The following is a 25,644-nucleotide window of genomic DNA, read 5'->3' on the forward strand; positions in this document are numbered from 1 at the left end:
CTGCTCACGCTCCCGTGGCGACGAGGACGGCGGCGACCACCAGGACGACGGTGCCGGCGAGCAGCGCGCTCACATAGGTCTGCACATTGCCGGTCTGGGCGCGCCGTACGGCGGCACCGAGCCAGCGGGGCAGGGCACCCGCGCCGCGCACGTAAGTGTCGACGACCTCGCGGTCGAGGAAGCGGACGAGACCGGCGCCGGCCCGGACGGGGCGGACGAACAGCGCCGAGTACACGGCGTCCACATGGAAGCCGACGGCCGCGTGGCGGTGCAGCGGGCCGAGCAGCAGGCGTCCCGGGTCCGCCGGGTCGGGCGCGTGGGCCACGCCTCCGTACACGGGTTCGTGGCTCGCGATGGCCTCGGCCTCGACCTGCGCGGCGTCGCCCTCGGGGTGGGCCGCGACCGCACCCAGAGGCACGCGGGCCGCCAGCTCGGTGGTGTGCCGCCAGGCGGCGTAGGTGACGATGCCCCCGACCAGGGCCAGGCCCGTGCCCAGGACGGACGTGGTGAGGGTCGGGGTCAGCTCACCACCGTCGAACCAGCCGGGCAGCGACTGGTACGCCAGTCCGCCGAGGGCAAGGGACGGGGCGGCGAGCACCCACAGGACCACGGTCATCGTCAGGGGCTGCCTGCCGTGGTCCGGAGCCTCAGTGCCGTGGCCGCGGAAGGCGAGCAGCCAGAGGCGGACGGAGTACGCGGCGGTGAGCAGGGCCGTGAGCAGGCCGACGACGAGGACGATCCAGCCCGCGGCAGCGGGGGCGTGCTCGCTGTGGCCGGTGGTGACGTGTTCGGCGGCGCCGAGGACGGACTCCTTGGAGAAGAAGCCGCTGAAGGGCGGGATCGCGGCGAGTGCGAGGAGCGCCACGGTCATCGTCCAGTAGGCGTCGGGAACGCGGTCGCGCAGGCCGTGCATGCGGGACATGGCGGCCAGGGAATTGGTGCCGGCGGCGTGGATGATCACGCCCGCCGCGAGGAACAGCAGCGCCTTGAAGGCGCCGTGCGAGAGGAGGTGGAAGACGGCGGCGCCGCGGTCGCCGACGGCCAGGGCGCCGGTCATGTAGCCGAGCTGGCCGATCGTCGAGTAGGCGAGGACGCGCTTGATGTCGTCCTGGGCCAGCGCGGCGAGGGCCGAACCGGCCATGGTGACGGCGGCCATGACGGCGAGGACGACCATCGCGGCCTGGGAGGCCTCGAACACCGGGAGGAGACGGGCGATGAAGTAGACACCGGCGGCGACCATCGTCGCGGCGTGGATCAGTGCGGAGACGGGGGTGGGGCCCGCCATCGCGTCAGGTAGCCAGGTGTGCAGCGGGAACTGCGCCGACTTGCCCGCCACGCCGGCCAGGAGCAGCAGGGCGATCAGTGTCGGGTGGTCGAGTCCGCCGTTCGCGACGGTGTCGAGAACACGGGTGATGCGGAACGACGCGGCGTCGGTGGCCAGCGCGAACAGACCGATCAGGAAGGGAACGTCACCGAGCTTGGTCACCAGGAAGGCCTTGAGGGAGGCGGCGCGGGCCTCCGGCGTCTCCCAGTAGTGGCCGACCAGGAAGTAGGAACAGATGCCCATGACTTCCCAGCCGACCAGCAGCACCATCAGGTCGCCCGAGTAGACGACGAGCAGCATCGCGGAGGTGAACAGGGACACGAGCGCGGCGTACGAGGGGTAGCGCGGGTCGTCGCGCAGGTAGCCGGTCGAGTAGATCTGCACGCAGGTGGCCACGAACGCGACCAGGACGGCGACGAGGGCGGCGAAGCCGTCGATGTGCAGGGCCAGTTCGATCGGGACCGAGCCGGTGGGGGTGAGTTCGGTCGCGGCGTCGACCGCCTCGTCGCCGCCCTGGCGCACGGCGACCAGCACGGCGAGCACGAGCGACGCGAGCGTCGGCAGGACGGCGATCGGACGGACGAAGCCGGGAGCCGTGCGGCCGAGGAGCAGGCCCGCGGCTGCTCCCAGGAACGGAAGGAGGGGGACGAGGACGGCGAGGGTGGTCGTGGTCACGCGGTGGCCTCAGCCTTCTCGGCGGCCGGCTCGGCCGTGGCAGCGTCGCCGGCGGATGCGTCGGCCTCGTGGCCCTCGGCGGTGTCGCGGAGCTTGTCGATGTCCGAGGTGCCGCGGTTGCGGTAGACGGCGAGGACGATCGCCAGGCCGATGCCGATCTCGGCGGCCGCGATGGCGATGGTGAACAGGGTCAGCGCCTGACCGGAGTGCAGGGTCTCCTCGGCGGCCCTGCTGAGCCAGACGTCGAAGGCGACCAGGTTCAGGTTGACGGCGTTCAGCATCAGCTCGACCGACATCAGGACCAGGATCGCGTTGCGGCGGGCGAGGACGCCGTACAGGCCGGTGCAGAACAAGAGGACGGAGAGGACGGCGGGATAGGCGAGGTGCATCAGCGGACACCGCCCTTGTCACTGCCCTGGGCGCTTCGGGTGCTCGGGACGGGCGGGGAGCTCTCGGTGTCGGACTCGGCTGCCTTCGCCTTGCGGGACAGGACGATCGCACCGACGAGGGCGGCGAGGAGGAGGACGGAGAGTGCCTCGAAGGGAAGCACCCAGTTCTGGAAGAGGGCCTTGCCGGTGACCTCGGTGGAGCCGGCGGGGGCGCCGTCCAGGTCGATCCAGGTCGTACGGAACGCGTCGACGACGACCCAGATCAGGGCGGCGGCCGAGGCGACGGCCACGGTGAGGGCGGCCCAGCGGTTGCCCGAGTCGGCGTCCGGGGAACGGCCGATGGGGGCCTTGGTGAGCATCAGGCCGAACAGGAGGAGGACGACCACGGAACCGACGTAGATGAGGACCTGCACCCAGGCGATGAACTCGGCGGTGAGCAGCAGGTATTCGACGGCGAGACCGCCGAGGGTCACCACCAGCCACAGGGCGGCGTGCACCAGCTGTCTGGTGGTGACGGTGACGATCGCGGCGCCGAAGGTGACCAGGCCGACGAGGAGGAAGGCGATCTCGACGCCGGTCGGGGAGAGGAAGCCGTGCGCTTCCGCGGCCGTGGTGGTGGCCGTGGCGTGCGCCGTCGTGACGGCTGCGGCGAGAGTCACGACTCACCTCCCTGCGGATCGGCGGGTTCGGCCGGCTCGGTCGGCTGCGTCGGCGCGGCCTGCGCGGCCTGCGCGGCCGCCAGCTTCTCGGCGGTCTTGCGGGCGGCGGCGATCTCCTTCGGTTCCTCCGCGCCGGGGTCGAGGGCGGGCGGGGCCGGGACCGTCCACATCCACTCGCGGAGCTTGTCGCGTTCGTGGGTGAGGTCACGGATGTCGGTCTCGGCGTACTCGAACTCCGGGGACCAGAACAGCGCGTCGAAAGGACAGACCTCGATGCAGATACCGCAGTACATGCACAGCGAGAAGTCGATGGCGAACCGGTCGAGGACGTTGCGGCTGCGCTCACGGCCGCCGGGCGTCGCCGCCGGGATCGTCTCCTTGTGGGAGTCGATGTAGATGCACCAGTCCGGGCACTCCCGGGCGCACAGCATGCAGACCGTGCAGTTCTCCTCGAACAGGCCGATCACACCGCGGGTGCGGGGCGGGAGGTCGGGCTGGACGTCCGGGTACTGCTCGGTGACGGTCTTCTTCGTCATCGTGCGGAGGGTGACGGCCAGGCCCTTGGCGAGGCCACTGCCAGGGATCGGAGCCATGGTTACTGGATCACCACCTTCACGATGCCGGTGAGGGCGATCTGGGTGAGGGAGAGGGGGACGAGGAGGGTCCAGGACAGCTTCTGGAGCTGGTCCTCGCGCAGGCGGGGGTAGGTCACGCGCAGCCAGATCACGAGAAACGCGAGGACGGCGGTCTTCAGCAGGGTCCAGACCCAGCCGAGGCCGTCGGCGCCCCAGGGGCCGTGCCAGCCGCCCAGGAAGAGGACGGTGGTCAGGCCGCACAGGACGATGATTCCGGCGTACTCGGCGAGGAGGAAGAGAGCGAAGCGCAGTCCGGTGTACTCGGTGTACGCGCCGAAGATGATCTCCGAGTCGGCGACGGGCATGTCGAACGGGGGGCGCTGCAGCTCGGCCAGCCCTGCCACGAAGAAGACGATCGCGCCGACGATCTGCCAGGGCAGCCACCACCACTCGAAGGCGTCCAGGATGCCGGGGAGGGAGACCGTGCCGGCCGCCATGGCGACGGAGGCGGCGGCGAGGAGCATCGGGAGTTCGTAGGCGAGGAGCTGAGCGGCGGTGCGCAGGCCGCCGAGGAGGGAGAACTTGTTGGCGGAGGCCCAGCCGGCCATGAGCGAGCCGAGGACGCCGACGCCCATCACGGCGAGCACGAAGAAGATGCCCGCGTCGATGACCTCGCCGACCGCGCCCTCGCCGGGGCCGATCGGGATGGCGAGCAGCACCAGGAGGTACGGCAGGAGGGCCACGGCGGGCGCGAGCTGGAAGATACGGCGGTCCGCGCCGGTCGGGACCACGTCCTCCTTCTGCGCGAACTTCACGCCGTCGGCGACGAGTTGGGCCCAGCCGTGGAAGCCGCCGGCGTACATGGGACCGAGGCGGCCCTGCATGTGTGCCATCACCTTGTGCTCGGTCTGGCCGACGATCAGAGGGAAGGTGAGGAACACGCCGAAGACGATCAGGAGTCGCAGGGCGACGTCGAGCACGTCGTTCACTGCCGGCCTCCTGCGGGGTCCTCGGGGTCGGGGGTCTGCTCCGTGTCCTTCTCCTCACGCTCGTCGAACGCCGGACGTGCGTGGTGCCACGGCGCGTCGGAGCTGCGCGGGGTGGCGGTGTCGGGCCGGGTCTGCTTGGCGTCCGCGCCCTCCGCCCGCTGCGAAGCCGACCCCTCACTGGCGCTCCGCGCACGCCGGGGCCCGGCAGCTGCGCCCGTCGCCCGCTGCGAAGCCGACCCCTCGCTCGCGCTCCGCGCGCGGCGTGGGGATTCGGCGGGCGTGGAGGCGGGCGTCGGGCGCTGGCTCGTCGAACCCTCCGTGGCCGTGCGGGTGCGGCGTGCGGGGCGTTCGCCTGCGGGGCGGGCGGCGCCGCGCGCCGGACGGGCGGGGGCCGGGGGGAGCTGGCCCTTGAGCGGGCCCCATTCGTTCGGGTCGGGGACGCCCGGGGGCAGCATCTGGCGGCGCTTGGGGGCGCCGTGGGCCGCGGCCTCTCCCGGTTCCTTCGCCCCCGGCCACGCCTTGGCGACGCGGGAGGCAAGGACGAAGTCCTTGCGGAGCGGGTGGCCTTCGAAGGTCTCCGGAAGGAGGAGGTGGTCCAGGGCCGGGTGGCCATCGAAGGTGACGCCGAACATTTCGTGGGTCTCGCGCTCGTGCCACGCCGCGCCCGCGTAGACGTCCACGGCGGAGGCGAGGACGGGGGTCTCGTGCGGGACCGTGGTGCGCAGCAGAAGGCGGCGTACGGGGGAGAGCGCGACGACGTGCGCCGAGATGCGGAAGCCCGTGCCCGGCTCGTCGACCGCGCTCAGCCAGTCGAAGTAGGTGCAGCCCAGCTCGTCGCGGGCGGTGCGCAGCGCCGCGGTCCAGGTGGTCGGGGGTACGTCGACCGCCAGCACCTCGTACGACTCCTCGGCTGTGGCCTCCGCACCGAACAGCTCCTCGGCGGGGGCGGGCAGCCAGCCGACCGTGCTGCTCATCAGGCCTCCCCCGCACTGGTGCCGGCCGCGGCCGGCGGTTGTACCAGGCCGCTCTGCAGCGCGGCCGCCGACGGGCGCGCCGTACCGTAGCGCTCGCCCAGCGACTCGCGGGCGATCTTCTCCTGGAGCTTGAGGATGCCCTGGAGCAGTGCCTCGGGACGGGGCGGGCAGCCGGGGACGTAGACGTCGACGGGGATGATCTGGTCGACGCCCTTGGTGACGGAGTACGAGTCCCAGTAAGGGCCGCCGCAGTTGGAGCAGGCGCCGAAGGAGATGACGTACTTCGGCTCGGGCATCTGCTCGTACAGGCGTTTGACAGCGGGCGCCATCTTGTCGGTGACCGTGCCCGACACGACCATCAGGTCGGCCTGGCGCGGGCCCGGCGCGAACGGGATGACGCCGAGGCGGATGAAGTCGTGGCGGGCCATCGACGCGGCGATGAACTCGATGGCGCAGCAGGCGAGTCCGAAGTTGAAGACCCAGAGCGAGTAGCGGCGGCCCCAGTTCAGGACGACCTTCATGGGCTCGGGGGCGAGGCGTGCGAGGGCGCCGAGACGCTTCGGCTCCGGGAGCAGTACGGGCTCGGGAGGAGTCGCCGAGGGGGTCGCTTCTGGCGTCACGTCCATGCCAGGACACCCTTCTTGTAGGCGTACAGCAGTCCCACGGCCAGGAAGCCGAGGAAGAGGAACATCTCCACGAGGGTCGTCGCCCCGTAGCCGGGGGCGGCGAAGACCGTTGCCCACGGGAAGAGGAAGATCGAGTCGACCGCGAAGATCACGTACAGGAAGGCGTAGACGTAGTAGCGGACCTGGGTGTGGGCCCAGCCCTCGCCCACGGGGTCGACGCCGCACTCGTACGTCAGGAGCTTCTCGGGGGTGGGGACGACAGGGCGCAGCAGTCGGCCGGCGCCGAATGCGATGGCGACGAACAGCACGCCGATGGCAGCGAGCAGTCCGACGACCGAATAGGACTGGAAGTAGTCGGCCGCGACGACTGCGGTCCGTTCGACGGTCGGTTCCCGCACGTCCGTCCCTCGCTTCCCTGACCTCGATCCGATGACCTTGCGATGACCTTGCGATATCTGTACGCAACGTGAGTCTAGGGCCTGTTAAAGCGGCGGTAAGCAGCTCATCATCGCCTTGAGCGGCCGGGGTGGGGTTTTCCTCAGCAGAACCTGGCGGTCCACCTCATGGCGCGGCCGCGCGCCGCCGGGCACGCTGGCCCATGTGACCGAGAATTTCCCCGCCTCGAGCCCGGCGCCCGCCGACCGCGACGACGACCGGGTGCCGCCGCCCCGCTTCGCCTACGACGTGCACACCTGGAAGGAGATCGCGCATCTCCTGGCCAATCTGCCGATGTCGCTGCTGGGCTTCGTCTATGTGGCGACGACGCTGTTCACCAGCGCCTTCCTGACCGTCACGGTGATCGGGTTCCCGCTGCTCGCGGCGGCACTGATGGGCGCGCGGCAGCTGGGCAAGCTGGAGCGGGCGCGGGCCAGGAAGCTGCTCGGGGTGCGGGTGGACGAGCCGAGTCCGCTGCCGTTGCGGGGTGGCGGAGGGTTCTTCCCGCAGCTGTGGTTGATGCTGAAGGACCCGGTGGGCTGGCGGACCATCCTGTACGACTTCATGCGGCTGCCCTGGGGCATTCTCACCTTCGTCATCACGCTGACCTCGCTGTTCGTGCTGTGGCCGGTGCTGCCGTTCATAGCCCGCGGGCTGGCAGGCGCGGACCGGGCGATGGTGCGCGGGCTGCTGTCGCCCTCCGACGAGCTGGAGCGACGGATCGCGGAGCTGGAGTCGGACCGGGGGGTCGTGGTCGACACGGCCGCCGCCGATCTGCGCCGCATCGAGCGTGACCTGCACGACGGGGCACAGGCCCGCCTGGTCAATCTGGCGATGGGGCTCGGCCTGGCCAAGGAGAAGCTGCTGGAGGGCCAGGCCGACGAACACGTGGCGGCCATGGTCGAGGAGGCGCACGGCGAGGTGAAGCTGGCGCTGCAGGAGCTGCGGGACCTGGCGCGCGGGATCCATCCGGCGGTCCTCACGGACCGCGGCCTGGATGCCGCGCTCTCCGCGGTCGCCTCGCGCTGCACGGTGCCGGTGCAGGTGACCGTCGACCTGGAGTCGCGACCGGCCGAGGCCATCGAGGGCATCGCCTACTTCACCGTCTCCGAGCTGCTGCAGAACGTCAGCAAGCACAGCGGGGCCACGTCCGCCTCCGTCGACGTGTGGCGGACGGAGGAACGGCTGCTCATACAGGTGGGGGACAACGGCCGCGGGGGCGCACGCCTCGACGGCGGTACGGGGATGCGGGGGCTCGCCGAGCGGCTGGACGCCGTCGACGGTCTGTTCGTCATCGAGTCGCCGCGGGGCGGGCCGACGCTCATCACGGCCGAGCTGCCCTGGCGCGACCGGCAGCCGCGGCGCGCATAGGCGCGGGCGCGGAAGGTAGGGAAAACCCCCCGTTCGAGACGCCGACGGACTCCATGGTCCGCTCGTCCGCCGCCCAGCAGGGTGGAGATACGACGGCACGACCGCCGCCGAGGCACAACGAGCAGGACGAGGAGACGGGGAGCAGGCCGATGGCCACGGAGTACGGACAGGGGTACGGCCCTCACAGCGGGCGGTCCGGCCTGGGCGTGGGGGGCGACGTCGAGCGGCGACATCGGCTGCCGGCCGGGCTGCGGGCGCCGTTCGAGGCGCGCAGCTGGCGTGAGTTCGCGTATGTGCTGCTGAGCCTGCCGATGGGCGTGCTGATGTTCACGTACGCCGTCACGATGCTCGCGCTCGGTGCGGGACTGCTGGTGACGTTCCTCGGCATTCCGGTGCTGGCGGCGGGGCTCGCGGGGTGCCGGGGGCTCGGGGCGCTGGAGCGGGCGCGGGCACGCGGACTGCTCGGGCTGGAGGTGGCCGATCCGGAGCCGCTGCGGGTACGCAGTGGCGGCCTGATGGGGTGGATCGGCGCCGTCCTGAAGAGCGGCACGTCGTGGCGGCATCTGCTGTACGCGGTGCTGCACTTCCCGTGGGCGGTGTTCTCCTTCGTCGTCGCGGTGAACTTCTGGGCGTACGGCTGGGCGCTGCTGACGTATCCGCTGTGGTTCTGGCTGTTCCCCCTGTACGGCGGGCAGGACGGGCTCCAGCTGTACGGCGACGAGACGCATCACGTCTATCTCGACAACCCGTTCGAGATCACGGTGACGGCGCTGGTGGGGCTGCTGTTCACGCTGGCCACGCCGTGGATCGTGCGGGCGTTGACCCTGGTGGACCGGCTGCTGGTGCACGGGCTGCTCGGGCCGTCGCGGCTGGCGACGCGGGTGGTGGAGCTGGAGTCCGACCGGGGCGTCGTCGTCGACACGGCGGCGGCGGATCTGCGGCGCATCGAGCGCGATCTGCATGACGGGGCGCAGGCCCGGCTGGTGGCGCTGGCGATGGATCTGGGGATGGCGAAGGAGAAGCTGAGCCAGGATCCGCAGGCGGCGGCACAGATGGTGGACGAGGCGCACGGTGAGGTGAAGACGGCGCTGCAGGAGCTGCGGGACCTGGCGCGCGGGATCCATCCGGCGGTCCTCACGGACCGCGGCCTGGACGCGGCGCTCTCCGCGGTCGCCTCGCGGTGCACGGTGCCGGTGCAGGTGGAGGTGGACCTGGCGTCGCGGCCGGCGCCGGCGATCGAGGGGATCGCGTACTTCACGGTGTCGGAACTGCTGCAGAACATCAGCAAGCATGCGCGGGCGAGCTGGGCGGCGGTGGATGTGTGGCGGTCTCAGGACCGGCTGATGCTGCAGGTCATGGACAACGGCGTGGGCGGAGCCGCGGCCGGTGCGGGCGGGGGGTCCGGGCTGGCCGGGCTGGCGGAGCGGTTGCATGCCGTGGACGGGATCCTGGTGGTGGACTCGCCGGTGGGCGGGCCCACTCGGATCACCGCGGAACTCCCTTGGCGGGGGTGAGCGCCCGTCTTCCCTCCCTGATGCGATCCCGCCCCGTCCGAAAGCTGGAATGCTTGACCGGTCGTACGGGCCGAGTCGGGCAATGGGGGGCCGAGGATCGTGGAGGACAGGGTGCGGGTGGTCATCGCCGAGGACTCGGTGCTGCTCAGGGAGGGCCTGACCCGGTTGCTGACCGACCGTGGGCACCAGGTCGTCGCCGGAGTCGGGGACGCGGAGGCGTTGATCAAGACCATCACGGATCTGAACGCCGAGGGGGCCCTGCCGGACGTCGTGGTGGCCGATGTGCGGATGCCGCCGACGCACACCGACGAGGGCGTCCGGGCCGCGGTGCAGCTGCGGAAGGAGCATCCCGGGCTCGGTGTGCTGGTGTTGTCGCAGTACGTCGAGGAGCGCTACGCCACCGAACTGCTGGCCGGATCCAGCCGCGGGGTCGGGTACCTGCTGAAGGACCGGGTGGCCGAGGTGCGGGAGTTCGTGGACGCGGTGGTGCGGGTCGCCGAGGGTGGTACCGCCCTCGATCCGGAGGTCGTGGCGCAACTGCTCGGGCGCAGTCGTAAGCAGGATGTGCTCGCCGGGCTCACCCCGAGGGAGCGTGAGGTACTGGGGCTGATGGCCGAGGGGCGGACCAACTCGGCCATCGCCAAGCAGCTGGTGGTGAGCGACGGCGCCGTCGAGAAGCACGTCAGCAACATCTTTCTGAAACTGGGCCTGTCCCCGAGCGATGGGGATCACCGGCGGGTTCTGGCCGTCCTGACGTACTTGAATTCCTGACGAGTACGGGCCGCGCATCCAACCGGGGTACAGGCTGCGTCTTGAGCGGGGTACGGGCCGCGTCTCAAGCGGTGTTCTTCATGCGAATGACCGAGGGTTCTTCATGCGAATGACCGAGGGAAGGCAAGCCGTGCCGACGTAGGGTTGGTCCTGGGAGAGCCTGCGGGAAGGCCGCTCCCAGACAGCCGCCTCGAAGGAGGTCCAGTTCAGTGACGAGCCAGGTCAGTAGCCAAGCGGAGCAGGCCGACGGAGCCGTCGTGGGAGAGCAGCGCAAAGCGGCCGGCGTCAAGGACGTCCGCCGTCTCGACCGGGTGATCATCAGGTTCGCGGGGGACTCGGGTGACGGTATGCAGCTCACCGGTGACCGCTTCACGTCGGAGACGGCGTCCTTCGGCAACGACCTGTCGACCCTGCCGAACTTCCCCGCAGAGATCCGGGCGCCCGCCGGGACCCTGCCCGGGGTGTCGTCCTTCCAGCTCCACTTCGCCGACCACGACATCCTCACGCCCGGTGACGCGCCGAACGTGCTGGTGGCGATGAACCCGGCGGCTCTGAAGGCCAACGTCGGCGACCTGCCGCGCGGCGCGGAGATCATCGTCAACACGGACGAGTTCACCAAACGGGCGATGCAGAAGGTCGGGTACGCGACCAACCCGCTCGAGGACGGTTCGCTCGACGGGTACAACCTGCATCCGGTGCCGTTGACCACGCTCACCGTCGAGGCGCTGAAGGAGTTCGAGCTCACCCGGAAGGAGGCCGAGCGCAGCAAGAACATGTTCGCTCTCGGCCTGCTGTCCTGGATGTACCACCGGCCCACCGAGGGCACCGAGAAGTTCCTGCGGTCCAAGTTCGCGAAGAAGCCCGACATCGCGACCGCCAACATCGCCGCGTTCCGCGCGGGCTGGAACTTCGGCGAGACGACCGAGGACTTCGCCGTCTCCTACGAGGTCGCACCGGCCGTCAAGGCGTTCCCGGTCGGCACGTACCGCAACATCTCCGGGAACCTGGCCCTGTCCTACGGCCTGATCACCGCGAGCAAGCAGGCCGACCTGCCGCTCTTCCTCGGCTCGTACCCGATCACCCCGGCCTCGGACATCCTGCACGAGCTCAGCAAGCACAAGAACTTCGGTGTGCGGACCTTCCAGGCCGAGGACGAGATCGCGGGCATCGGCGCGGCGCTGGGCGCGGCCTTCGGCGGTTCGCTCGCCGTGACCACGACCTCGGGGCCGGGCGTGGCGCTCAAGAGCGAGACCATCGGGCTCGCGGTCTCGCTGGAGCTGCCGCTGCTGGTCGTCGACATCCAGCGCGGCGGGCCGTCGACCGGGCTGCCGACGAAGACCGAGCAGGCCGACCTGTTGCAGGCGATGTTCGGGCGCAACGGCGAGGCGCCGGTGCCGGTGATCGCACCCCGCACCCCCGCCGACTGCTTCGACGCCGCCCTCGAAGCGGCCCGGATCGCGCTGACGTACCGCACCCCGGTGTTCCTGCTGAGCGACGGCTACCTCGCCAATGGCTCCGAACCCTGGCGCATCCCGGAGCTGGACGAGCTGCCCGACCTCGGGGTCCAGTTCGCGCAGGGCCCGAACCACACGCTGGAGGACGGCAGCGAGGTCTTCTGGCCGTACAAGCGGGACCCGCAGACCCTGGCCCGCCCATGGGCGATCCCGGGCACGCCGGGTCTGGAGCACCGCATCGGCGGCATCGAGAAGCAGGACGGCACCGGCAACATCTCTTACGACCCCGCCAACCACGACTTCATGGTCCGCACCCGGCAGGCCAAGGTCGACGGCATCGACGTGCCGGACCTCGAGGTCGACGACCCGCACGAGGCGGACACGCTGGTGCTGGGCTGGGGGTCGACGTACGGGCCGATCACGGCCGCGATCCGCCGCCTGCGCACCGCCGGCAAGTCGATCGCGCAGGCCCATCTGCGGCACCTCAACCCCTTCCCCCGGAATCTCGGGGCGGTGCTGCAGCGTTATGACAAGGTGGTGATCCCCGAGATGAACCTCGGTCAGCTCGCCACGCTGATCCGGGCGAAGTACCTGGTCGACGCCCACTCGTACAACCAGGTCAACGGGATGCCGTTCAAGGCCGAACAGCTCGCCACGGCGCTCAAGGAGGCCATCGATGGCTGAGACGTCCACGGAAGGCACGGGCACGATCGAGGCGCTTTCGCTCGTTCCCAAGGCCGAGGCCAGGCAGTCCATGAAGGACTTCAAGTCCGATCAGGAAGTGCGCTGGTGCCCTGGCTGCGGTGACTACGCCATCCTCGCCGCCGTGCAGGGCTTCATGCCCGAGCTGGGCCTGGCGAAGGAGAACATCGTCTTCGTCTCGGGCATCGGCTGCTCCTCGCGCTTCCCGTACTACATGAACACCTACGGGATGCACTCCATTCACGGCCGCGCCCCCGCCATCGCCACCGGCCTCGCCTCCTTCCGGCGCGATCTGAGCGTGTGGGTCGTCACCGGTGACGGCGACGCGCTGTCCATCGGCGGAAACCACCTGATCCACGCCCTGCGCCGCAACGTCAACCTCAAGATCCTGCTGTTCAACAACCGGATCTACGGCCTGACCAAGGGCCAGTACTCCCCCACCTCCGAGGTCGGCAAGATCACCAAGTCGACGCCGATGGGTTCGCTGGACGCGCCCTTCAACCCGGTGTCGCTGGCCCTGGGCGCGGAGGCGTCGTTCGTCGCCCGGACCGTCGACTCCGACCGCAAGCACCTCACCGAGGTACTGCGCCAGGCAGCGGCCCACCCGGGCACGGCCCTGATCGAGATCTACCAGAACTGCAACATCTTCAACGACGGCGCGTTCGACGCCCTGAAGGACAAGCAGCAGGCCGAGGAGGCGGTGATCCGGCTGGAGCACGGGCAGCCGATCCGTTTCGGCCGGGACAACGCGCGTGGTGTCGTACGGGACCAGCAGACCGGCGACCTCAAGGTCGTCACCGTGACGCCGGAGAACGAACACCAGGTGCTCGTGCACGACGCCCGTTCCGACTCCCCCACCACCGCCTTCGCGTTGAGCAGGCTCGCCGACCCCGAGACCCTGCACCACACGCCCATCGGCGTCTTCCGCGCCGTCGACCGGCCGGTCTACGACACGCAGATGGCCGACCAGCTCGACACGGCCATCGAGCAGAACGGCAAGGGCGACCTGGCCGCACTGCTGGCCGGCGGCGACACCTGGACGGTCGTCGGCTGAGTACCGTATGTGCACAGGGGCCCGGGTCTCAGGCCCGGGCCTCGTCGTATGCCTGCCGCGCCCTCGCCACGTCGTCCATCCGCTTCTGTGTCCACAGCGCGAGCCCCTGCACCTGTTCCGCCGCCTCACGGCCGAGGTCTGTCAGGGAGTAGTCGACGCGTGGCGGGATCACCGGCTTGGCGTCCCGGTGCACCATGCCGTCCCGCTCCAGGGTCTGCAACGTCTGGGTGAGCATCTTCTCGCTGACCGGGCGGACCTCGCTGATCGCCCGGCGCAGCTCGCTGAACCGGTGCGGGCGCTCCAGGAGACGTATCAGCACCAGCACGCCCCAGCGGCTGGTGACGTGCTCCAGGACCAGGCGATACGGGCACATGGTCTCGCCGTCGGGCTTCCAGTCACTTTCCGATCCGCTCTCCAGCATGCAGGTACCTTACTTCAAAGTGGGTACTTTCCAATAGTTAGCGCCGCTCCTAGGGTGAGTGCCATACCAACCCGTACTCACCCGTACACAGGAGTCACCTCATGAGCATCGTCGTCACCGGAGCCACCGGACACCTGGGCCGGCACGTCATCGAGCAGTTGCTGGAGAAGGTCCCGGCCGACCAGGTCGTCGCCGTCGTCCGTGACGAGGCCAAGGCCGCCGACTTCGCGGCCCGTGGCGTACGGCTGGCGGTCGCGGACTACAACGCGCCCGAGACCTTCGACGGACTGTTCTCCGCCGGCGACAAGGTGCTGCTGATCTCCGGCAACGAGTTCGGCGAGGGCCGTGTCGGCCAGCACAAGGTGGTCATCGACGCCGCCAAGGCGGCCGGTGTCGCACTGCTCGCCTACACCAGCGCCCCCCGCAGCCTGACCGCCGCCCTCGCCGACGACCACCGCGGCACCGAGGAGGCGGTCCTGGCGTCCGGCGTCCCCTACGCGCTGCTGCGCAACGGCTGGTACCACGAGAACTACACGGAGAACCTCGCCCCGGTGCTGGAGCACAACGCGGTCGTCGCCGCCGCCGGTGCGGGCCGGGTCTCCTCCGCCTCCCGCGCCGACTACGCGGCCGCCGCCGTCGCCGTACTGACCGGCGAGGGGCACGAGAACAAGGCGTACGAGCTGGGCGGCGACGAGGCGTGGAGCTTCGCCGAGTACGCGGCCGAGCTGAGCCGGCAGACCGGCAAGGAGATCGCCTACAACGCGGTCACGACCGAGGCGCTCACCGGCATCCTGACCGGCGCCGGCCTGCCCGAGCCGCTGGCCGTGGTCTTCGCGGGCGTGGACACCTCCATCGAGAAGGGCGAGCTGGTCGTTTCGACCGGCGACCTGTCCCGCCTGGCCGGCCGTCCGACCACCCCGCTCTCCGAGGCCATCACCGCCGCGCTCAAGGGCTGACCGGCACAGCGAACCCCGTCCGTCATGACCGTATAGCGATACGGACATGACAGGCGGGGTGGCTCGGCGCTACCTTCGTTCAGGCGGGCTGACGTACGAAGGAGGGGCCGTGGCCGGGAAGTCCAGGGGCGAGCAGCGCATAGGTCTGCTGAACGGCTTCGCGGCGTACGGGATGTGGGGCCTCGTCCCGCTCTTCTGGCCGTTGCTGAAGCCCGCCGGGGCGGTCGAGATCCTCGCCCACCGGATGGTGTGGTCCCTCGTCCTCGTGGGCGTCGCCCTGCTCGTCGTACGGCGCTGGGGCTGGGCCGGTGAGCTGCTGCGGCAGCCGCGCCGGCTGGCGCTCATCGCGGTCGCCGCAGCCGTGATCACCGTCAACTGGGGCGTCTACATCTGGGCCGTGAACAGCGGGCAGGTGGTCGAGGCCTCGCTCGGGTACTTCATCAATCCCCTGGTCACCATCGCGATGGGCGTGCTGCTCCTGAAGGAGCGGCTGCGGCCCGTGCAGTGGGCGGCGGTCGGGATCGGCTTCGCGGCCGTTCTCGTTCTTACCGTCGGCTACGGCCGACCGCCGTGGATCTCGCTCATCCTCGCCTTCTCCTTCGCCACGTACGGCCTGGTGAAGAAGAAGGTCAACCTCGGCGGACTGGAGTCGCTGGCCGCCGAGACCGCGATCCAGTTCCTGCCGGCGCTGGCCTATCTGCTGTGGCTGACGGCCGACGGCGGCTCCACGTTCGCCACCGAGGGCGCGGGGCACGCGGCGCTGCTCGCCACGACCGGTGTCGTCACCGCACTCCCGCTGGTCTGCTTCGGCGCGGCCGCGATCCGCGTGCCCCTGTCCACGCTGGGGCTGTTGCAGTACCTGGCCCCCGTGTTCCAGTTCCTGCTCGGTGTCCTCTACTTCCGCGAGGCCATGCCGCCCGAGCGCTGGGCCGGGTTCGCGCTGGTCTGGCTGGCGCTCACGCTGCTCACCTGGGACGCGCTGCGCACCGCGCGCCGCTCGGCCCGCACGCTCAGGGCCGAGACCAGGGAGCCCAGCACCACCATCGCGACGGGCACCGTCAGCGCCGCACGGAACGCGGAGAGCGTGGCCTCCGGACCGGAACGGCTGGACGCCAAGCCGTAGTCGAGAACGTCGAGAACAAGGCCGGTCAGGGCGCCTTCCGGGCCCGGTGCGCGCGGACCTTCGCCCGGTTCCCGCAGTGCTCCATGGCGCACCAGCGCCGCCGGCCGGGGCGGGATGTGTCGACGAACAGCAGGAAGCAGTCGTGGGCGGCACACTCGCGGATTCGGTCGGCGTACAGGCCGGTGAAGAGGTCGATCGCGTCGCGGGCGACGGTCGACAGCAGCTGGGTGCCGGTGGCGCCCGGGGCCCAGGCACGGGTGCCGTCCGGGGTGAGGCGGGCGACGAGTGGGGGCAGGGCGGCGGCCGCGTTGACGACCTCCAGGTGGCGCTGCTGGAGTGGGCGGCCGTGTGCTCGGTCGGCGGTGAGCAGGAAGAGCGTGTTGCGCAGGGCGCGGGCCCGCTCGAGTTCGTCCTCGGTGACGTTGAGATCGAGTCCGGCCGACAGTCGGCTGTGACCGGCCCAGGTCACCAGGTCGGCGGGCTCGTGCAGCACCTCGAAGCGCGCGAAGGCTCCGGGCCCGCCGGTGGGCAGCAGCTCCAGGCAGAGCGCTCCGGGGTCGAAGCGGTACGGCGTCCCTTCGTACGAGATCAGGGTCAGGCCGGGTGATGTGTTCGGCGATTCCGGTGGACGCTGGCTCATGTAACCAATAATACTGGTTACATGAGCGACAAGACATACGCGCCGACACCCGTGCACTGGAAGCTCGTCATCGATTCCCACGACCCGCATGCGCAGGCCGACTTCTGGGCCGCCGCGATCGGCTACGAGGTCGAGGACAACAGCGCGTTGATCGAGCGGCTGCTGCAACTGGGCGCCCTGCCCGTCGCCGCCACCGTCGACTTCCACGGCCGGCCCGCCTTCCGGGATCTGGTCGCCGTGCGACATCCGGAGGACCCGGTCGACGGGGACAGCGGTACCGGGCTGGGGCGACGGCTGCTGTTCCAGCGCGTCCCCGAGCCCAAGTCCGGCAAGAACCGGCTCCACCTGGACCTGCACCCCGCTCAGGGGCAGCGGGCCGACGAGGTGGATCGGCTGCGCGGGCTAGGGGCGAGTGTGCTGCGCGAGGTGAAGGAATCCGGCGGGGAGTGGGTCATGATGCAGGATCCGGAGGGGAACGAGTTCTGCGTGCACTAAGACTTGGTCCGCCATTCACCAAAGGGTGAGCTGGGGACTGCACGCGGGGCGGGGTCCGGGCTTTCCGGCGTGGTCGCGCACGGGGCGCGGCTCATCCGGGGTCGCTCGGTCCCGCCGTCCGGCGGTTCGGTGAGCAGAGGTCACCCGCTGGCGGGGGACTGCCACGCGACCAGCACCCCGAGGGGTGTTCTGGCACGGTGTGGTTGACTCACGCAGGGCCTCTTCCAGCCCTTCATCAAAGATGATCTGAGCGTGCCGTGACCGGGCGGTGTCCAGCCGGGCGGTGGAGGGGCCGTCCGGGCCGGTCAGGTCCACGAAGGCGGCCAGCGCGGCGGACACGAGATCGCGCTTGCCGGCCAGGCCGCACGCGATGCACTTGTGTTCCCGGTCCCGCAGCGTCTTGGTGACGCGCTCCCCGCACAGGCAGTGCTGGGACAGGGCCGTGGACCAGGTGGAGGCCCGTACGAGGCGGCCACCGGCGGCCTTGCACTCCACCTCAAGGGCGGAGATGAGCATGCCCGGCGTGGTCTGGGACAGGCGCTTGCCCCACAGTCGGTACCAGGTGCGGATGTCGCAGTCCTCCACCGTGAGGTGGGGGCCGTGGGCGGCGATGATGTCGCGGGCCACGGCGCGGGCACGATGACGCCGGTACTCGGCGGCGGACGCGGCGGCTTCGGCCTGGCGGGCGCGCAGCTGGCGGTAGTTGGCCGACAGCCGGTCACGGCGGAACGCCTGCTTCGGCACCCCGTCCGACCGTGCGGCGCGGGCACCGCCCGGCACGGTCACCGCCTTGGGCTTGAGGCCGTTGGCGGCCCGGCGCTCGGCGCGGGCCATTTGCCGCTTGGACAGCCCGTACTGGGCGGCGTTGGTGGCCCGGCGGGAACGTTCCAGTGCCCGTGCACGACCCCGCCGCTTCTTCGCCTCCTTCTCCAGGCGCGCCCCCTCCTCCGGCGTGAGGACGATCTCGGAGGACTCCGGCTTGCCGTCCTTCGGGCCCAGGGAGGCAGGGAAGGAGACGACGGAGAGGTTGGAGACGTTGCCGTCCACGCCGCCGACCCGCTCCAGCGCGGCAGCTTCGGTGCGCATCTCCCGCACTGCCGGGGAGGCGTATCCGGGGCCGAGCACCATCAGGTGTGCTCGTACGCCCAGCCGCCCGGCGCGGACGCCTTGCGACGGCGCACGAGGTCCACCTTGTGCCAACGGCGGGTGTCGGCAAGGAAGTGCTCTGCCCGCGCCGACTGCTTCGGCCCCTGCGGGATGCGCACGGGTAGCACGAGGTCATCCCGGCGGGAACCGGGGCCGCCCGCGAACACCACGGCCAGCGGCCCTGTGTAGTCCCACCAGGCCCCCTTCCGCATGCCGGCTTGCCAGCGGCGGTCAGCTTGCCGGTGGGGACCTTGCCGTCCGGGACGGTCGGCTTCGGCATGCGGCGCGGTTGGATCAGCTCGTGCCGACCGCCGTTGGCGTAGGCCATGGCGTGGCCGTGGAGGGTGCCTACCGCAGCGCACCGGAGGTCACCACCAGCCGCAACAAGAGCAAGCCGTTCGCCAAACAGCGGGCGCGCACCGAACACACCATCGCCCGCCTCAAGGACTTCAAGGTCCTACGCCAGCACCGCAGGCGCGGCGACACGATCAACAACACCGCCCGCGCCGTCGCCGTGCTCCACAACCTCAAGATCGACTACACGTGAATCACGGAATACCTCTTAGGAGGTGCACTGGCCTTCGGACGTTGGAGCACCGGACAGGCCTGGGGGCCCGTCGGCGTCAGGCTCCGGTTGCCCGTCCCGCCCGGTTCGCCAGGCGGCCCATGCGGGCGCGGGCGGACTCCAGTTCCTCGATGTCGTCGGCGGCCGGGCCGCCCTCGGTGACCAGCTCGGTCCACAGGCCGATCAGGCCCCGTCCCAGCTCCAGCCCGAGCGCGGGGTCGCGTACGGCCCGCCAGGCGGTGTCCGCGCTCTGGATGTTGCCGTAGGCGGCCTCCGCGTCCCGCAGGCGGCGGTGGATGTGCACCACGTCGAGGGAGAGGCGGAAGGACCGGACCGGTTCGGCCGCCAAGTAGGCGACGTACGCGGTGAGTTCGCGCAGCCTGAGCAGCTCGGGGTGCTCCGGTGCCAGCGTCGCCGACGCCTCCGCCAGGGTCTGCTCGGCCAGCTCCGCCGCGGCGTCGATCCGGCCCGCCTTCACGGCCTCGCCGATCCGGGCGATCGGCTCGGCGAGGACGGCGGAAGCAGGGTCGTTGTGCTCCTCGGCGTTCTCAGGGTTCCCGGGTGCGTTACCGAGGATGGCCTCGGCGACGGCGTCGAAGCCCCGGGGCGGGGTCGGCTTCGGGTCCGGGTCCGACTCCGGCGATGCAAACGACTCCGGGTGCGGCTTGGCATCCATCACCGGCGGCGGGCCGAACTCGCCCGTCGGCGCGGCGACGGCCGAACCGGGGACGGCGCCCTCGAGCACCGCCCGCAACGGAAAGGTGGGCACCGCATCACCCAAGGGCTGAGGCTCCGTCACCGCCCGCAGCGGGAACGTCGGCGCCACCTCCCCCGACGGCGACGACTCCGGCACGGCCCGCATCCGGAACGTCGGCGCGGAGCCGGCCTGCGGCTCGGCGGGGGTGCGGAACACCTGCGTGGGGCGGTCGGGGGCGGGGGGCTGCGGGGGGTGCGGTGGCGCCGTCGGTGCCGGGTCCGGTGAGGGGTGCGGCGGCACGGGCGCGGGCTCCTGCGAGGGCTGCGGCTCCACCCCCGTCCGCACCGGTTCCCCCGTGTACCGGCTGGAGCCGTCCGGGTGGACCTGAAGGGGGACGACGTAGCCGATGCGTTCGTCGTGGACCCTGGCGAGGACAGGTCGGCCGGTGGCGAGGGCGACGCGGTGGAGGTGGTTCAGGACGGCGTGCTGGAGTTCCTCGCCCGGCGCGGCGACGACCGGGACACCGCCGATCGAGGCGTTACCGGCGCCCGGCACGTGAACGTCGATCGCCGACACCGCAGAGGCGGCCTGGTGCTGCTGTTCCCGCTTCTTCTCGCGGCTGAGTCGAGACATCCGTTCCCTCACTCGCTGGCGTCCGCACGTCGGCGAACCCGTACTCCCGAGTCTCGCCGCTCCCCCACGGTGCTCGCGTCACCGGCGCGTCACAGGCTCGTCCCAAGAACGGGTACCCCTGTCACGCAGCCGTCCACCGAGCCGTGAAGATCGATGAGGTGACGACAGAGAGGAGCGGGCATGCGGACGGGCGTGCAGCAGGGGCCGGAGATCTGGATCCGGGGACCGGTGGCCGTACCGGAACCGGAACCCGCCCGCACCTCCGGCACGGTCCGGCGTTTCTCCTGGGTCGGCACGCACGGCGGGGCGGGAGTCACCACGCTGGCCGCGGTCTACGGCGGTCAGGACTGCGGGCGTGACTGGCCCGGCCCCGGTGATCCGCCGTCGGTGCTGCTCGTCGCCCGGACGCACGCGACGGGGCTGGCGGCCGTCCTGCACGCCCTGGAGATCTTCCGGCGCGGTCAGGCTCCGGCCGGGCTGGACCTGGACGCCGTCGTGCTGGTCGCGGACGCGCCGGGGCGGCTGCCGCGACCGCTGACACAGCAGGTCAAGCTCATCGAGTCGGTCGTCGACGTGTACCGCGTGCCCTGGGTGCAGTCCTGGCGTCTCGGCGATCTGAGCGGGCGCCCGCCCCGGGAGACCGAGGCGCTGGCCCGGCTGACGGGGGCGGCTCGCTGATCCTCTGGGGGCTGCTACGCGGTGACGTCCTTCGTCGTGAACCGTGCCCAGGCCGCCGAGCCGAACACGGCCGCGTACAGACCCTGGAGGCCGAGGTTGCGCACCAGGTCGTCCCAGTAGACCGGTTCGCGCATCAGGTCGGCGAAGGACAGCCAGTAGTGGGAGAAGAAGTACGGGTGGATCGCGTGCAGTTGGGGGATCTGGTCGAGGATCTGGACGGTGATCAGCAGCCCGACCGTCGTCGCCATCGCCGCGATACCGCTGTTGGTCAGCGTCGAGACGAACAGCCCGAGCGCCGCAATCCCGATCAGTGACGCGGCGACGACCAGGGCGATCAGCAGGGCCCGGCCCAGTCCCTCGGCGAAGCTGATCCGCGTACCGGAGATGGTCGTCAGGTCGCCGAGCGGGAAGAGCAGCACGCCGACCGTCAGTGCCGAGACGGCGACGACGAGGGTGGCCGCCAGGCAGAAGGCCATCGTGGTCGCGTACTTGGTGAGCAGCAGGCGGGTACGGCCGGCGGGGGCGACCAGGAGGTAGCGCAGGGTTCCGGCGTTCGCCTCGCCGGCGATCGCGTCGCCCGCGACGACGCCGACGGCCATCGGCAGGAAGAACGGGAGGGTCGCGGCGAGGGCGGTGAAGACGAGGAACAGTCCGTTGTTGGTGATCTGCGTGATGAACGCCGGGCCCCCGCCGCCCTCCGGGCCGCCTCCGCCGCCCAGCGTCGAGCCGTCACTCGTCTCGATCTTCACGGCGATGCCGACCAGGACCGGGACGGCGGCGAGCACACCGAGCAGCGCAAGCGTGCGCCAGCGGCCGAAGGTGACGGCGAGTTCGCTGCGCAGCAGACCGAAGGTCCACAACGGGCTGCGGCGGGAGCCGATGGCCTCAACCTGCGACATCGAAACCCTCCCCGGTCAGCGCCACGAACGCGTCTTCCAAGGAGGCCCGTTCCACCCCGAAACCGCGGACCCGCACCCCCGCCGCCACCAACGCGGCGTTCAGGTCGGCGAGTTCCCCGTCCGGAGGTTCACCGGTCACCCGGTCCTCGTCGACGATGACGTCCGCGACCCCGCGTTCCTTCAGCACCCGCGCCGCGTCGCCGGTGTCCGGCGTGGTCACCACCAGCCGGCCCCGGATGCCCGCTGCCAGGTCCGTCACCGCGCCCTGGGTGATCAGCCGGCCCTGTGCCATCACCGCGGCGTGCGTGCACACCTGCTCGATCTCGTCGAGGAGATGGGAGGACAGGAACACGGTGGTGCCGTCGGAGGCCAGCTCCCTGATCAGCGCCCGGATCTCCCGCATGCCCTGTGGGTCGAGCCCGTTGGTCGGTTCGTCGAGGACGAGCAGGCGCCGGGGCTGGAGCAGCGCGGCCGCGAGTCCGAGCCGCTGCTTCATGCCCAGGGAGTACGCCTTGGCCTTCTTGCCGGCGGCCGCCGCGAGCCCGACCCGGTCCAGCGCCGCGGCGACGCGGGCCCGCCGGGTGCGTGGATCGGCGGCGGGGTCGGCGGAGTCGTAGCGCAGGAGGTTTTCGCGGCCGGAGAGGAAGCCGTACAGGGCCGGGCCCTCGATGAGGGCGCCCACGTGCGGGAGCACGGCGCGCGTGGCCCGGGGCATGGGCCGCCCCAGCACGTGCGCCGTGCCCGACGTGGGCTCGATCAGACCCATCAGCATGCGGATGGTGGTGGTCTTGCCGGAGCCGTTGGGGCCGAGGAAGCCGAAGACGCTGCCCGCCGGGACGGTCAGATCGAGCCCGTCGACGGCGAGCTGTCCGCCGCGGTAGCGCTTGGTCAGGGCGCGGGTGTGGATGACGCTGTCACCCGCGCCCTGCTCTGCCGTGGCGGACGGTTCGTCCATGGGCTCCCCGATTCGTCGTGCGCGTACGGTACTTACTGCCCCTTCCGTACGGTACTCACTGCCCGGAGTCGGCCGCCTTCACCAGCGCGTCCTTGGTGACCGCACCGAGGTAGACCTTGCCGTCGTCCGTGATCAGGGCGTTGACCAGACGGGTCTTGAAGACCGTGCCCGAGCCGAACTTGCCCTTCACCTCGTCGCCGAGCGAGCCCAGGAAGCCGCCCATGTCGCCGCCGGCGGCGTCGGAGGGCATGCCGCCCTCGGCGCCGGTGTCGAGGACGGCAACGGAGTTCCATCCCTCGCCGATGACGTTCAGTCCGTCGAGGCCCTTGCCGAGGTCCTCCGCGGACTTCCGCTCGTGCTCCGGCGCCGCCTCCAGGCTGTCGCCCTCGGTCACCTTCGCACCCTTGGGCGGGGTGAAGTCGAAGGTCGACGCGGCCGGCCTGGCGAAGCTGACCTGCGTGAAGCCCGCGTCCACCACGGCGGCACCGCCGCTCGCCGGGGTCAGCGTGAACTTCAGCGGCAGCCCGGTCTCCGCATCCACCGCCACGCTGATCGCGCCCACCGTGGAACCGGACTGCTTCGGCTCGATGAGCAGCTTGTACGCGTCGCGGCCGGCCACCTGCGCGGTGCCGTCGACGGTCACGGACGTCGTGTCGTCCACCGCCTTCAGGGCCTCCTCGGTGAGGTCCTTGGGCGTGGCCGGCACCTCCTCGGACGCCTTGCCGTCCGCGGCCTCGGTGGCGGTGCCGTGGTACACCTCGTTGGACGCGCTGTCGTAGCCCCACATGTCCTTGCCGTTGTGGATCAGGCTGTACTCGGCGGCGTTCTCCAACAGCGACAGCTTCTGCCTGTCCGGGCCGTCGGCCGCGACGCGCAGCGTGTGCGTGCCGGACGCCAGCTCGGTCAGCTTGGCCGACGGGTCGGCCGCGGAGCCCTCGCCGTCCGACGGGGGCGCGCCGGACATCAGTCCGCTCTCCAGGCCGCCCAGGTCGGGCAGTCCCAGATCAGTGCTGATCTTCACCGTGCCGGACAGCTGCTGTACGTCCGACTCGGCGATCTTCTCGATGAGTTGCTGTGCGCTGATCTCCGGCAGGTCGGGGCTGCCGGAGTCGGCGATCGCGGGGACGAGTCCGATGGTCCCCGCAGCCACCCCCAGGACCGCCGCCGGGACGACGTACCGCGCGGCCTTGCGCCGTCGCGCGGCGCGCAGCTCTTCGGCCTGCGCCGCGGTCGTGCTGTCGTCGGATTCGTACGGTGCCATGTGTGCCTTACCTCCGTCGTCGGCGGCGGCTGTCCGTCACTTCGCGTCCTCGCACTCGTCCACCCTGAGCCGCCATTCTCACCCGAATCGGTGAGGAGTGGTGTGTTCCGTGGTCTCCATCTGACCAAACCGGATGCGAAGAAGCGTCAGACCGCGGGCTCAACTCCGCGTACTGCTGCGGTATGACACAAGCAGGCGGCGCCTCCCCCGACCCGTAGGGGTCGTGGGGGGGAGGCGCCGCCTCGGTACCGGGTCTCCGGCGATCCGCCGGCCAGGCCCCGCGATTCCGGCATGATCCGCCGGTCGGGCCCTAACCCGCGCGGTGCACCACCGCGTCGCACAGCTCGATGAGCGCCGCCTTCGCATCGCACTCCCGCAGCGGCGCAAGCGCCGACCGCGCCTCCTCCGCGTACCGCACGGTGTCCCGTCGCGCCTGCTCCAGCGCGGGGTGCGCGCGCAGCGCGGCCAGCGCCTGCGCATGCCGGGCGTCGTCCGTCAGGTCGGAGTCCAGCAGCTCGCACAGGGCGATGTCCTCGGCCAGCCCCAGCCGGGCCGCGCGCTCGCGCAGCCGCAGCACGGGCAGGGTCGCGATGCCCTCCCGCAGATCCGTCCCCGGCGTCTTCCCGGACTCGTGGGAGTCGGACGCGATGTCCAGCACGTCGTCGGCGAGCTGGAAGGCGACGCCCAGCCGTTCGCCGTACTGCGTCAGGACGTTCACGAGCGACTCGTCGGCGCCCGACATCATCGCGCCGAAGCGGCACGAGACCGCCACCAGCGACCCCGTCTTGCCGGCCAGTACGTCCAGGTAGTGCTCGACCGGGTCGCGCCCGTCCGACGGCCCGGCCGTCTCCAGGATCTGACCGGTGACCAGCCGTTCGAACGCCTCCGCCTGCACCCGCACGGCCTCCGGACCGAGGTCGGCCAGGATGTGCGAGGCACGGGCGAAGAGGAAGTCGCCGGTGAGGACCGCGACCGAGTTGCCCCAGCGGGCGTTCGCGCTCGGTACCCCGCGCCGTACCTCCGCCTCGTCCATCACGTCGTCGTGGTACAGCGTCGCGAGGTGGGTCAGCTCCACGACCACGGCCGAGGGCACGACCCCGGGCGCGTACGGGTCACCGAACTGCGCGGCGAGCATCACCAGCAGCGGGCGGAACCGCTTGCCCCCGGCCCGCACCAGGTGCTGCGCGGCCTCCGTGATGAACGGGACCTCGCTCTTGGTTGCTTCGAGCAACCCTTCCTCGACAGCCGCCAATCCGGCCTGGACATCGGCTTCCAGAGCCTGGTCCCGCACGCTCAGCCCGAACGGCCCGACGACGGTCACGAGGGGTCTCCTGTCTGCTGGTGTCTACCGGCGGTTACGCGGTTTGTCGATACGTCGCTGCCTTCACTCAAGTCAGCGTATCCGGTCACGTTTCGATCACCGAGGGCGCCCGGGGTTACAGGCCGGGCTGTATCGGATCACGAACGGTATGTTTTCGATCAGTTGATACGAGCAATTATTTATCGACTTAAGCCGAATAGGTGAGCTTTGCCCCTTGTCGCCCTCACCGCGCCGTCTCGCCTCCGGCCATTCGGGCGACCTCGACACCCATGCGTACGTCCTTACACCCTTCCCCTGCGAGATGACCCTGACCTCCAATGGGGTGATTTGCGCAGAAGGTGG

Annotated in this window: 27 protein-coding genes; 10 read left to right on the forward strand and 17 right to left on the reverse strand. The window is 70.9% G+C overall.

Annotated features, from left to right (window positions below; genetic code table 11):
• Nucleotides 1-4 precede the first annotated feature (4 nt).
• The 8 genes from ACKTSN_RS19345 to ACKTSN_RS19380 are packed head-to-tail and all read right to left on the reverse strand — an operon-like array spanning nucleotide 5 to nucleotide 6,609.
• Nucleotides 5-1,999 (reverse strand): NADH-quinone oxidoreductase subunit 5 family protein, encoded by a 1,995-nt coding sequence (locus ACKTSN_RS19345; RefSeq protein WP_409470256.1) that lies wholly within the window; start codon nucleotides 1,997-1,999, stop codon nucleotides 5-7.
• Nucleotides 1,996-2,388 carry an NADH-quinone oxidoreductase subunit NuoK gene (gene nuoK / locus ACKTSN_RS19350; protein WP_409470257.1) on the reverse strand — a complete coding sequence of 131 codons (393 nt, stop codon included), beginning with the start codon at nucleotides 2,386-2,388 and terminating at the stop codon, nucleotides 1,996-1,998. The genes ACKTSN_RS19345 and nuoK overlap by 4 nt, the downstream gene beginning before the upstream one ends.
• Nucleotides 2,388-3,047: an NADH-quinone oxidoreductase subunit J family protein gene (locus tag ACKTSN_RS19355; protein ID WP_409470258.1), complete on the reverse strand. Its 660-nt coding sequence runs from the start codon at nucleotides 3,045-3,047 to the stop codon at nucleotides 2,388-2,390. The genes nuoK and ACKTSN_RS19355 overlap by 1 nt, the downstream gene beginning before the upstream one ends.
• Nucleotides 3,044-3,640, reverse strand: coding sequence for a NuoI/complex I 23 kDa subunit family protein (locus ACKTSN_RS19360; protein ID WP_409470259.1), 597 nt, complete (start codon nucleotides 3,638-3,640; stop codon nucleotides 3,044-3,046). Before ACKTSN_RS19360 ends, ACKTSN_RS19355 begins: the two co-directional genes overlap by 4 nt.
• A 2-nt stretch (nucleotides 3,641-3,642) precedes the next feature.
• Nucleotides 3,643-4,611 (reverse strand): complex I subunit 1/NuoH family protein, encoded by a 969-nt coding sequence (locus ACKTSN_RS19365; RefSeq protein ID WP_409470260.1) that lies wholly within the window; start codon nucleotides 4,609-4,611, stop codon nucleotides 3,643-3,645.
• Nucleotides 4,608-5,585 (reverse strand): NADH-quinone oxidoreductase subunit C, encoded by a 978-nt coding sequence (locus ACKTSN_RS19370; RefSeq protein WP_409470261.1) that lies wholly within the window; start codon nucleotides 5,583-5,585, stop codon nucleotides 4,608-4,610. The genes ACKTSN_RS19365 and ACKTSN_RS19370 overlap by 4 nt, the downstream gene beginning before the upstream one ends.
• Entirely contained in the window at nucleotides 5,585-6,211 is a 627-nt protein-coding gene (locus tag ACKTSN_RS19375; RefSeq protein ID WP_409470262.1) for an NADH-quinone oxidoreductase subunit B, read from the reverse strand. The genes ACKTSN_RS19370 and ACKTSN_RS19375 overlap by 1 nt, the downstream gene beginning before the upstream one ends.
• Nucleotides 6,202-6,609 carry an NADH-quinone oxidoreductase subunit A gene (locus ACKTSN_RS19380; protein WP_129799316.1) on the reverse strand — a complete coding sequence of 136 codons (408 nt, stop codon included), beginning with the start codon at nucleotides 6,607-6,609 and terminating at the stop codon, nucleotides 6,202-6,204. Before ACKTSN_RS19380 ends, ACKTSN_RS19375 begins: the two co-directional genes overlap by 10 nt.
• 202 nt (nucleotides 6,610-6,811) lie before the next feature.
• On the opposite strand from ACKTSN_RS19380, the gene ACKTSN_RS19385 reads away from it, so the two are divergent.
• The 5 genes from ACKTSN_RS19385 (at nucleotide 6,812) to ACKTSN_RS19405 (ending at nucleotide 13,512) form a co-directional block, all read left to right on the forward strand.
• Nucleotides 6,812-8,017 carry a sensor histidine kinase gene (locus ACKTSN_RS19385; RefSeq protein ID WP_409470263.1) on the forward strand — a complete coding sequence of 402 codons (1,206 nt, stop codon included), beginning with the start codon at nucleotides 6,812-6,814 and terminating at the stop codon, nucleotides 8,015-8,017.
• 149 nt (nucleotides 8,018-8,166) lie between these two features.
• On the forward strand, nucleotides 8,167-9,531 hold the full coding sequence (locus ACKTSN_RS19390) for a sensor histidine kinase (protein ID WP_409470264.1): 1,365 nt from the start codon (nucleotides 8,167-8,169) through the stop codon (nucleotides 9,529-9,531).
• A gap of 111 nt (nucleotides 9,532-9,642) precedes the next feature.
• The gene (locus ACKTSN_RS19395; RefSeq protein WP_409474867.1) at nucleotides 9,643-10,302 is read left to right on the forward strand and encodes a LuxR C-terminal-related transcriptional regulator; all 660 of its coding nucleotides are present in this window, start codon (nucleotides 9,643-9,645) and stop codon (nucleotides 10,300-10,302) included.
• A 209-nt stretch (nucleotides 10,303-10,511) separates the two neighbouring features.
• Nucleotides 10,512-12,440: a 2-oxoacid:acceptor oxidoreductase subunit alpha gene (locus ACKTSN_RS19400; protein ID WP_409470265.1), complete on the forward strand. Its 1,929-nt coding sequence runs from the start codon at nucleotides 10,512-10,514 to the stop codon at nucleotides 12,438-12,440.
• The gene (locus tag ACKTSN_RS19405) at nucleotides 12,433-13,512 is read left to right on the forward strand and encodes a 2-oxoacid:ferredoxin oxidoreductase subunit beta (RefSeq protein ID WP_409470266.1); all 1,080 of its coding nucleotides are present in this window, start codon (nucleotides 12,433-12,435) and stop codon (nucleotides 13,510-13,512) included. The genes ACKTSN_RS19400 and ACKTSN_RS19405 overlap by 8 nt, the downstream gene beginning before the upstream one ends.
• A gap of 28 nt (nucleotides 13,513-13,540) precedes the next feature.
• Here the strand turns inward: ACKTSN_RS19405 and ACKTSN_RS19410 are convergent, their stop codons facing one another.
• On the reverse strand, nucleotides 13,541-13,933 hold the full coding sequence (locus ACKTSN_RS19410) for a winged helix-turn-helix transcriptional regulator (protein WP_409470267.1): 393 nt from the start codon (nucleotides 13,931-13,933) through the stop codon (nucleotides 13,541-13,543).
• A 101-nt stretch (nucleotides 13,934-14,034) separates the two neighbouring features.
• Between ACKTSN_RS19410 and ACKTSN_RS19415 the strand changes: the two genes are divergently transcribed.
• A complete protein-coding gene (locus tag ACKTSN_RS19415; protein ID WP_409470268.1) occupies nucleotides 14,035-14,889 on the forward strand; it encodes an NmrA family NAD(P)-binding protein in 855 nt (284 codons plus the stop codon).
• Nucleotides 14,890-14,998: 109 nt separating this feature from the next.
• Complete coding sequence (rarD, locus tag ACKTSN_RS19420) at nucleotides 14,999-16,012, forward strand: EamA family transporter RarD (RefSeq protein ID WP_409470269.1); 1,014 nt, start codon at nucleotides 14,999-15,001, stop codon at nucleotides 16,010-16,012.
• Nucleotides 16,013-16,037: 25 nt separating this feature from the next.
• On the opposite strand, the gene ACKTSN_RS19425 is transcribed toward rarD, so the two are convergent.
• Nucleotides 16,038-16,652 (reverse strand): CGNR zinc finger domain-containing protein, encoded by a 615-nt coding sequence (locus tag ACKTSN_RS19425; protein ID WP_409470270.1) that lies wholly within the window; start codon nucleotides 16,650-16,652, stop codon nucleotides 16,038-16,040.
• A 21-nt stretch (nucleotides 16,653-16,673) separates the two neighbouring features.
• Between ACKTSN_RS19425 and ACKTSN_RS19430 the strand changes: the two genes are divergently transcribed.
• Nucleotides 16,674-17,147 carry a VOC family protein gene (locus ACKTSN_RS19430; protein ID WP_409470271.1) on the forward strand — a complete coding sequence of 158 codons (474 nt, stop codon included), beginning with the start codon at nucleotides 16,674-16,676 and terminating at the stop codon, nucleotides 17,145-17,147.
• A 15-nt stretch (nucleotides 17,148-17,162) separates the two neighbouring features.
• On the opposite strand, the gene ACKTSN_RS19435 is transcribed toward ACKTSN_RS19430, so the two are convergent.
• A complete protein-coding gene (locus tag ACKTSN_RS19435; protein WP_409470272.1) occupies nucleotides 17,163-18,233 on the reverse strand; it encodes a zinc ribbon domain-containing protein in 1,071 nt (356 codons plus the stop codon).
• Between the two features lie 41 nt (nucleotides 18,234-18,274).
• Nucleotides 18,275-18,505, reverse strand: coding sequence for a hypothetical protein (locus ACKTSN_RS19440; RefSeq protein ID WP_409470273.1), 231 nt, complete (start codon nucleotides 18,503-18,505; stop codon nucleotides 18,275-18,277).
• 89 nt (nucleotides 18,506-18,594) lie between these two features.
• Here ACKTSN_RS19440 and ACKTSN_RS19445 point away from each other — a divergent pair, with 89 nt between their 5' ends.
• On the forward strand, nucleotides 18,595-18,840 hold the full coding sequence (locus ACKTSN_RS19445; RefSeq protein ID WP_409470274.1) for a hypothetical protein: 246 nt from the start codon (nucleotides 18,595-18,597) through the stop codon (nucleotides 18,838-18,840).
• Nucleotides 18,841-18,916: 76 nt separating this feature from the next.
• On the opposite strand, the gene ACKTSN_RS19450 is transcribed toward ACKTSN_RS19445, so the two are convergent.
• On the reverse strand, nucleotides 18,917-20,188 hold the full coding sequence (locus ACKTSN_RS19450; RefSeq protein WP_409470275.1) for a tetratricopeptide repeat protein: 1,272 nt from the start codon (nucleotides 20,186-20,188) through the stop codon (nucleotides 18,917-18,919).
• A 180-nt stretch (nucleotides 20,189-20,368) separates the two neighbouring features.
• Here ACKTSN_RS19450 and ACKTSN_RS19455 point away from each other — a divergent pair, with 180 nt between their 5' ends.
• A complete protein-coding gene (locus tag ACKTSN_RS19455) occupies nucleotides 20,369-20,866 on the forward strand; it encodes a DUF6668 family protein (RefSeq protein WP_409470276.1) in 498 nt (165 codons plus the stop codon).
• 14 nt (nucleotides 20,867-20,880) lie between these two features.
• Here ACKTSN_RS19455 and ACKTSN_RS19460 read toward each other — a convergent pair whose 3' ends face one another.
• From ACKTSN_RS19460 to ACKTSN_RS19475, 4 genes are all read right to left on the reverse strand, one after another.
• Nucleotides 20,881-21,765, reverse strand: a complete 885-nt coding sequence (locus tag ACKTSN_RS19460; RefSeq protein WP_409470277.1) for an ABC transporter permease — start codon at nucleotides 21,763-21,765, stop codon at nucleotides 20,881-20,883.
• Nucleotides 21,752-22,720, reverse strand: coding sequence for an ABC transporter ATP-binding protein (locus ACKTSN_RS19465; protein ID WP_409470278.1), 969 nt, complete (start codon nucleotides 22,718-22,720; stop codon nucleotides 21,752-21,754). The genes ACKTSN_RS19460 and ACKTSN_RS19465 overlap by 14 nt, the downstream gene beginning before the upstream one ends.
• A 55-nt stretch (nucleotides 22,721-22,775) precedes the next feature.
• Entirely contained in the window at nucleotides 22,776-23,981 is a 1,206-nt protein-coding gene (locus ACKTSN_RS19470) for a LolA family protein (RefSeq protein WP_409470279.1), read from the reverse strand.
• A 310-nt stretch (nucleotides 23,982-24,291) separates the two neighbouring features.
• Complete coding sequence (locus ACKTSN_RS19475; RefSeq protein ID WP_224740033.1) at nucleotides 24,292-25,302, reverse strand: polyprenyl synthetase family protein; 1,011 nt, start codon at nucleotides 25,300-25,302, stop codon at nucleotides 24,292-24,294.
• Nucleotides 25,303-25,644: the final 342 nt, after the last annotated feature.

Source organism: Streptomyces flavusporus (genome assembly GCF_046267975.1).
GTDB classification, from domain to species: Bacteria; Actinomycetota; Actinomycetes; order Streptomycetales; family Streptomycetaceae; genus Streptomyces; species Streptomyces flavusporus.